Below are 6,966 nucleotides of genomic sequence, written 5' to 3'. Positions count from 1 at the left end.
AGCTAATTTTATCAATAACCACATCCTCATTTTAACTTTTTTAAAAGATGTGGGTAATCAATAGGACTTAAGTCACCTGCTAATAGAAAATATCATTTCCTTATCTCTTATTTTCACCATGAATCCACTGCAAGCCATTCACCACTGCCTGATGACCAATGGTAGCATGATTTTCCAGCGGAAGATAGTCTAGATAAACCTTTACTGTTTTACTCTGTGTGCTTTTAATTTTCTCGGCTAATAAATTGGCATCTACTTCCATGACACGTGGTGGTACTGTGGGTGTAAGTCCCTCTTTGCCTACACCAATATAAACTTCAGTTTTCTGCAAAAAAGTAGGTTGCAACAATGCGGACGGCACAGTAAGTAACGAACCATTATCCCACCAAATACTCGGACTCACGATAATATACTTATTAAAAAGCGTTGGCTGTTTTAGCAAAATTTCAGTCGCCAATAATCCCCCTAACGATTGTCCAATAATGGTTTTATTGTTATTAGTTTTGTATTTTTTTTGAATAAAGGGTTGTAGTTCTTTTTCAATGAATGCTATAAATTTATCGGAGTGCCCAGAAGTTGGATTTTTCTTTTTATCTGCTTCAATGGTAGTAGGAAACGTAAAATCCCTCCTCCTATCAACCGTGGCGATGCCCACTACTATAGATTTAGGCACACGGTTTACCCATTCAAAATTATTGAACTGAAATATTCCAGCTACATGAATAAAATCTTCATCAGCCGAGCCATCTAGCAGGTAAGTAACGGGATAGGTAATTGTGTCATTCTTGCTATAACCTTCTGGTAGGTAAATATTTAAAATCCTTTTCTCTGCTAACTCCTTTGAATAAACCTCATCAATCACGCCTAATATAAACGGTTTAGCATTATCAGTTTTGTCAGCTTGAGAGAATGCCTGAATGGTAAAGAATGCAAAGAGGATGGTAATAATTAATCTCATGATGGATGTTGTGTATGTAATGAAGTTTTGTAGCAATTTAGTAAGCATTACGCCTTTTTCCATCAAGTGATGTTAATAAAAGACTTGCTAAATGTAAAAAAACAGTTTAGATAAAAGGAATGCTTCAATAAGGGTTGGAAACGCTAACCGCAAGTGTTACCACTACTGTTTTATCATAAGATAAAATACGCATAATAAATTTTGTAAAATAAATTAAGATTTGGTTTGGGGATTATTTCGGAAAGTAGTAGGTTGTGAAGAAATTTATTTTGTATTCCCTATAGCTTTATAAATACACAAACAACATTAAAAGTAAAACACCAAATAAGTATGATAACACCTTCTTTCTCCAAAAATCCTTTCCTTTTAATTTTTGTGATAATTATCTGTCTTACAACGTTTTCATGCCATTCAAGCGAAAAATCAGAAACTCAGATGGCAAATATCGACAGCTTAGTAATTGGTCCCGAAGTCCACGATACATTGAGTGTTGAGCAAATGACAAAAATCAAGAAAATTTTCACTACGTTTTCAGAAGTAAACCCAAGTACGCTGGAAGAAACGATATCAAATTTCAAAAGAGACTTAAACCCCGACAATGAGATAGAGATTTGGTTGAATATGGCAAGTACCTATGAGAACTTTGTTTCGACAAGACCATCCAAACTTGACCATGACAAAAAAAAAGAGGTCTATAAATTGATTTTAATTCGTTCAATGATGTCGGCTGATGAAGCAATAAGTCAAGCAAAACTAACACTTTTGAATGACAACGAAATAAAAGAAATATTGGATAATTACGATAAGCCCAAACAATAATCTAAGAAGTATACAGTATCAATATCTTATTACGGAATCAAAAAACTATACGTTTATAATCATTATAACATCTATCTATTATTTACTAAATTAACCGTCATGGAAGGAAATCTACTTGAACAAAAAAAATTAATTTATGATTGTAAGCAAATTGCAATGCAATTGATTATTAATGAAGAAAGGTCTATTTACGAAGTTATTAATATTTTAAAAGAACGTGGTCTTGACGAAGAGACAGCAACTACCATTGTCGATAATATTGAAAAATGGCAAGCAAAACAAAATAGAAAGGTAGGTATAAAAAACATGATATGGGGAGCGATATGGCTTATTTTAGGACTGGGAGGAACATTCGCTAATATTGGCTTCATATTCTATGGAGCAATTATTTCTGGAATAATTCAGTGCTATGTTGGTTTTGAAAGATATAACAAAAGCTAATTTATAAATCCCCTCTTTTGGTAAAGGTGATTGTTTTATCAGCTTTTATGCCAATTATGTTGTTAAAAAACCTACAAAATTGGCATAAATAGCTACCGCAGTCACCCGTTTGAAACGAGCGACTGCGGTAATAAAAACCACAAAACCTTTCACTACTAAGTTACGCAATATCTATCTTTGCCCTTATTTCATCAAAAAACTATTTACAACATGACCATTGAATTAAGGAGTGATACTTTTACGAAACCTACACCTGCCATGTTGGAGGCAATGTTTACTGCGGAGGTCGGCGATGATGTTTTTGAAGACGACCCAACGGTTATTGCCCTTGAACAAAAAGCCGCTAATATGTTTGGGTATGAGGCAGCCTTGTTTTGTACTTCGGGTACCATGACCAACCAAATAGCGATTAACGTTCATGTGAAACAAGGCGACGAGGTAATTTGTGATGCCCTTTCGCATATTTACTTATATGAAGGCGGAGGTATTGCAGCTAATTCTTTAGCATCTGTGAATTTGCTTGAAGGCGACAGGGGGCGGTTGAAAGCTTGGCAAATCAAGGAAGTAATTCAGCCTGATAATATCCATCATCCTATCTCAGCATTGGTTTCTTTGGAAAATACTGTCAACAAAGGTGGAGGAGCTTATTATCAATTGACTGATATTCAAGCGATAAAACAACTTTGTATCGCCAACAATATTCCTTTACACCTAGATGGTGCAAGAATATTTAATGCTTTGGTAGAGACAGAGGAAAGTCCGCTAGAATATGGTAAAGTATTCGATTCTATGTCGGTTTGTTTATCTAAAGGACTAGGAACACCTGTTGGCTCAGTGCTTTTGGGAACGAAAGCCTTTATCAAAAAAGCTAAAAGAGTGCGTAAACGCTTGGGTGGTGGTTGGCGACAAGCTGGTTATCTGGCAGCGGCTGGCATTTATGCCCTTGACCATCATATTAATCGATTAAAAGAAGACCACGCTCGTGCCAGCATAATTGGTGAAACAATGGCCAAGTTGCCTGAGGTGGAAAACGTTTTACCAGTAGATACCAATATTGTAATTCTGAATTTGAACCATAAAATTTTAGCGGCTGACTATGTTCAACAGCTAAATGCTAAAGGAATTCGTGCTACGACTTTTGGCAAACACCAAGTAAGGTTTGTAACTCATTTAGATTTTACGGACGACCATCTGACGGAGTTTCAAAAGAGAATTTTATAGTAAGATTAAGAGGCTTTTGTTTTCAAATAGCCTCTTTTTTTGTATATTTATGGCAACTCAAAACTAGGTTATCTATGCAAAGCAATGCATTAACTCCCGACGAATACGTTGAACAGTTACCAGAAGACAGAAAACTAGCAATCAATGCCTTACGAAAGGCAATCCTTGAAAATATACCAGAGGGTTTTAGCGAAGTAATGAGCTACGGCATGATTGGTTATGTAATACCCCATTCGCTTTATCCTGATGGCTATCATTGTGACCCATCCTTACCTTTGCCTTTTCTGAATATTGCTTCACAAAAAAACTTTGTGGCGGTATATCATATGATGGTCTATTCAGACCCTACCTTGCATGAATGGTTTGTTGCTGAATATCCTAAACATACTAAAGCAAAACTAGATATGGGCAAAAGCTGTATACGCTTCAAAAAGGTAGACCAAATTCCGTATCAATTAATAGGTGAATTGGCTACGAAGGTAACTGTGGATGAATGGATTAGTAGGTATGAAAAGAATTACAAACGATAAATAAAGTTTTGAACAACTTATTTTTTCTATTAGTTGGTGGCTTAAGTCCTACTGATTACCCACAAGTATATAAATAACTAATAATCAGTATCTTATCTCTAGCGAGGGACTTAAGTCCCTCGCTAGAGATGAGGGCTTCAACGCTTGGTTTAAAGACTATTTATGTACATTTAAGCTAATTTTATCAATAACCACATCCTCATTTTAACTTTTTTAAAAGATGTGGGTAATCAATAGGACTTAAGTCACCCGCTAGTGATAAGGTTTAAAACCTTACCTAATCGTCAAGCCAATCCGTGGTCTGTGGCACACAGAACACAGATTCGACAAACCTTAAACTCATAAACCCAAAACTCCTAAATGCTAAATCATTCCCTTAGTATTCAAAAGTTCTTCCAAAGAATTACAAAAAGAGAACACTCTATGTACCTCCCTAGCAGGCTTGGCTTTAATCTCTTCAAAACTAAGCCATTTTACTTCTTGAATAATCTGCTCTTTTAATTCAGGGTCAAAGCCCTTTTCTACCTTTCCTTTTTCAAGGTTAACTTTAAAGAATAACTCAATAGCATGAAGCGGCGTCTCGATAAATTCGCTGACAAACATAAAATGTTCTATGGAAACCTCTGTGAAAGTTTCCTCCAAAAACTCACGTTGTATCCCTTCTATTACATTTTCGCCATACTGTAAACCACCACCTGGAGGGCACCAAAAAGCTGCATTTTCAACAACACCCTTATGGTTTATCATTAAAATTTTATCATCTTGTACACAAATACCGCATACTCTTACACGTAATTGTTCACCATACTGCGCCATCACTTGCTCATGAACTCTATCTATCATCGCTACTTAGGTTTGTTGAAAATAGTTGTTTATAGTGGCTTTATTATTATGAATCGTCTTGATGTATTTAATACTTCCAGCATTAAATATCTGAATAAAACCTCGTTCAGTCAAATCTTGCTCCTGATTAATACTAAATCTTTTGTTTTGGTCAATCGCTAACCAAAATTGCTGAGCATCCGTACTTTCCACTTTGTGAAAACCCAAGGTCTCATAGCTTCTTCCATCAGACCAATCTCTATCGGCATACGACATCACATCGTCCGGTTCGTGTTCGTTGATAAAAGCCTTTAGCAGTTTATCCATACCGCCCACCACATGATGTTTTGTGAGCGTAGCAAAGCGGAGCAATTCATAAGAACGAGTACCCGCCCGCTCACCATATTTCATCGCCCTACCTGCACTAAACGTAGCTACGGCAATCAACAAAGGCTGATTTAGGTACTGAATAATGGTTGGTTCAATGAATTTTTCAAGGTATTGAGCTTTCAAGAATAAGCCATATTTGAACTTTGATTTGACAGACCCTTGTAAATGGTTTTCATTCAGAAATGCCTCTGCTGTTGGGTTATCTATCCTCTCGACAAAGCAATGTCTGGCATTCAAACGTTTTGAATGTCCGCACATGGCCAACATTCTGGCACTTACTAAGTCGGGATTATCATTCCAAACATCTTCCCATAAGTGAATAATTCTTTGGTGCTGACTTTGAATTTCTTCAGATAAATCTTTGAAGAAATCAAGGCTTACATCCACAGTTTGAAAGGTCTGTAGTGAAATAAAATGGATGAATAATTGATGTTCAGACAGGTAAATTGCTTCAAAAGGAGAGGCTAATGTCTTTGTTTCAAAGGCTATTTGGTGATACTTTAATAAATGATAAATGGCTTCTTTCCACACAAGACTATTGTTTTGAAGTGAGATATACTTTGTCAATCATTTCCTGATATTCCGATTCCGCTTCCGAAAAAACCGTGATTCCTCCACCACTTTTAAAGATAAGCGATTGATTAGCTGTTTTTTCAATAAAGCGAATCATGACAGCGCTATCTAAATTTTCGCCATCAAAGATACCAAATACCCCTGTATAATACCCTCTCTGATAGTTCTCAGCTTCTTCGATGATGGCTAATGTTTGGGCTTTGGGTGCGCCACAAATAGACCCTGCAGGTAATAATTTGAATAATAAAGTCCCGATTTGCTCATGAAAATTCTCAGGCAATTTTCCACAAATTTCCGAGCTTACTTGTAATAAATCTCCCTCAGAAGTTTGTACTTTACTAATGTATCGAAAGCGTTCTACCCACACTTTCTCTGCCACCATGCTAATGTCATTTCTGATTAAATCTACAATAGTAGCGTGTTCGGCAAGTTCCTTTTTATTCTTCAATATCTCCTCTTCGGCATTCGGAACGTTAGCAGAAATTGTACCTTTCATAGGATGAGAAGAAATGATACCAACCTTTATTTTTACAAAAATTTCGGGAGAAAAAAGCACAAACTCATCCTTGAAAAACAATTGATATTCGGCTGAACTACGTTCAAAGATTTCCTTTAGGTTCAAATTTACTTTGATAGGAGTGGGCTTGGTCAGGTTTACCAGAAAACTGTTGCCCCGTAACAAATGACGTTTTACAATATCAAACGACTGTTGATAGGTTTGAAAACTAATCGGATATTTTTCTAAATAGAAAGGCTTTTCAAGCAAAGCTTTGTCAGGATTGAAATTACGTTTCGTACCGATTTTATACAAAATATCTTCTTTTTCAACTTCCTCAAGGGGCAACACAATAGGCTTTTTCATTTCATAATCAATGATGAAAAGAAAAGGTTTGCGGTCACGACCCAACAAATTCATTTGTTCAATGGCGATAGTAGCCTGATTTGGAAGTATTTGAGATTTGAAAGACAATTGAGGTTAAAGTAAATAAAACTAAGGGTTAATATATGTAATCATTTTCTATTAGGGGGTGACTTAAGTCACTCGCTAATAGAAAATATTAACTAAACCGTGTTCTGTGGCACACAGAACACAAAGTTAAATGTTGTTATTGATGGTTTTATCAATCAAAATAGTCAAATATTGTGTTCTGTGTGCCACAGACCACGGTTTAAGAATATCTTTTTGTGAATCATTTCTATTAGCGGGTGACT

Annotated in this window: 8 protein-coding genes; 4 read left to right on the top strand and 4 right to left on the bottom strand. The window is 36.0% G+C overall.

What is annotated here, in order from left to right; all coding sequences use genetic code 11:
* Window positions 1-100: 100 nt before the first annotated feature.
* Window positions 101-1,021: an alpha/beta hydrolase gene (locus tag AC07XN_RS22575; protein ID WP_494744703.1), complete on the bottom strand. Its 921-nt coding sequence runs from the start codon at window positions 1,019-1,021 to the stop codon at window positions 101-103.
* 372 nt (window positions 1,022-1,393) lie between these two features.
* On the opposite strand from AC07XN_RS22575, the gene AC07XN_RS22570 reads away from it, so the two are divergent.
* The 4 genes from AC07XN_RS22570 (at window position 1,394) to AC07XN_RS22555 (ending at window position 3,969) form a co-directional block, all read left to right on the top strand.
* Window positions 1,394-1,777 carry a hypothetical protein gene (locus AC07XN_RS22570; protein WP_309923496.1) on the top strand — a complete coding sequence of 128 codons (384 nt, stop codon included), beginning with the start codon at window positions 1,394-1,396 and terminating at the stop codon, window positions 1,775-1,777.
* A 99-nt stretch (window positions 1,778-1,876) separates the two neighbouring features.
* The gene (locus AC07XN_RS22565; protein WP_309923494.1) at window positions 1,877-2,218 is read left to right on the top strand and encodes a hypothetical protein; all 342 of its coding nucleotides are present in this window, start codon (window positions 1,877-1,879) and stop codon (window positions 2,216-2,218) included.
* Between the two features lie 210 nt (window positions 2,219-2,428).
* Entirely contained in the window at window positions 2,429-3,439 is a 1,011-nt protein-coding gene (locus AC07XN_RS22560) for a threonine aldolase family protein (RefSeq protein ID WP_494744702.1), read from the top strand.
* Between the two features lie 74 nt (window positions 3,440-3,513).
* Complete coding sequence (locus AC07XN_RS22555) at window positions 3,514-3,969, top strand: DUF1801 domain-containing protein (RefSeq protein WP_494744701.1); 456 nt, start codon at window positions 3,514-3,516, stop codon at window positions 3,967-3,969.
* 363 nt (window positions 3,970-4,332) lie between these two features.
* Here AC07XN_RS22555 and AC07XN_RS22550 read toward each other — a convergent pair whose 3' ends face one another.
* Genes AC07XN_RS22550 through AC07XN_RS22540 form a run of 3 tightly spaced genes read right to left on the bottom strand, consistent with a single transcriptional unit; the run spans window position 4,333 to window position 6,724 of the window.
* Entirely contained in the window at window positions 4,333-4,812 is a 480-nt protein-coding gene (locus tag AC07XN_RS22550) for an NUDIX domain-containing protein (protein ID WP_494744700.1), read from the bottom strand.
* A 6-nt stretch (window positions 4,813-4,818) separates the two neighbouring features.
* Window positions 4,819-5,712 (bottom strand): hypothetical protein, encoded by an 894-nt coding sequence (locus AC07XN_RS22545; protein WP_494744699.1) that lies wholly within the window; start codon window positions 5,710-5,712, stop codon window positions 4,819-4,821.
* A 4-nt stretch (window positions 5,713-5,716) separates the two neighbouring features.
* Window positions 5,717-6,724, bottom strand: a complete 1,008-nt coding sequence (locus AC07XN_RS22540; RefSeq protein ID WP_494744698.1) for an aminodeoxychorismate synthase component I — start codon at window positions 6,722-6,724, stop codon at window positions 5,717-5,719.
* Window positions 6,725-6,966 lie beyond the last annotated feature (242 nt).

Source organism: Arcicella sp. GW458-12-2-14-TSB2 (assembly GCF_059423785.1).
Note: the sequence above shows the minus strand (reverse complement) of the source record. Positions and strands in the feature narration are given on the sequence as shown.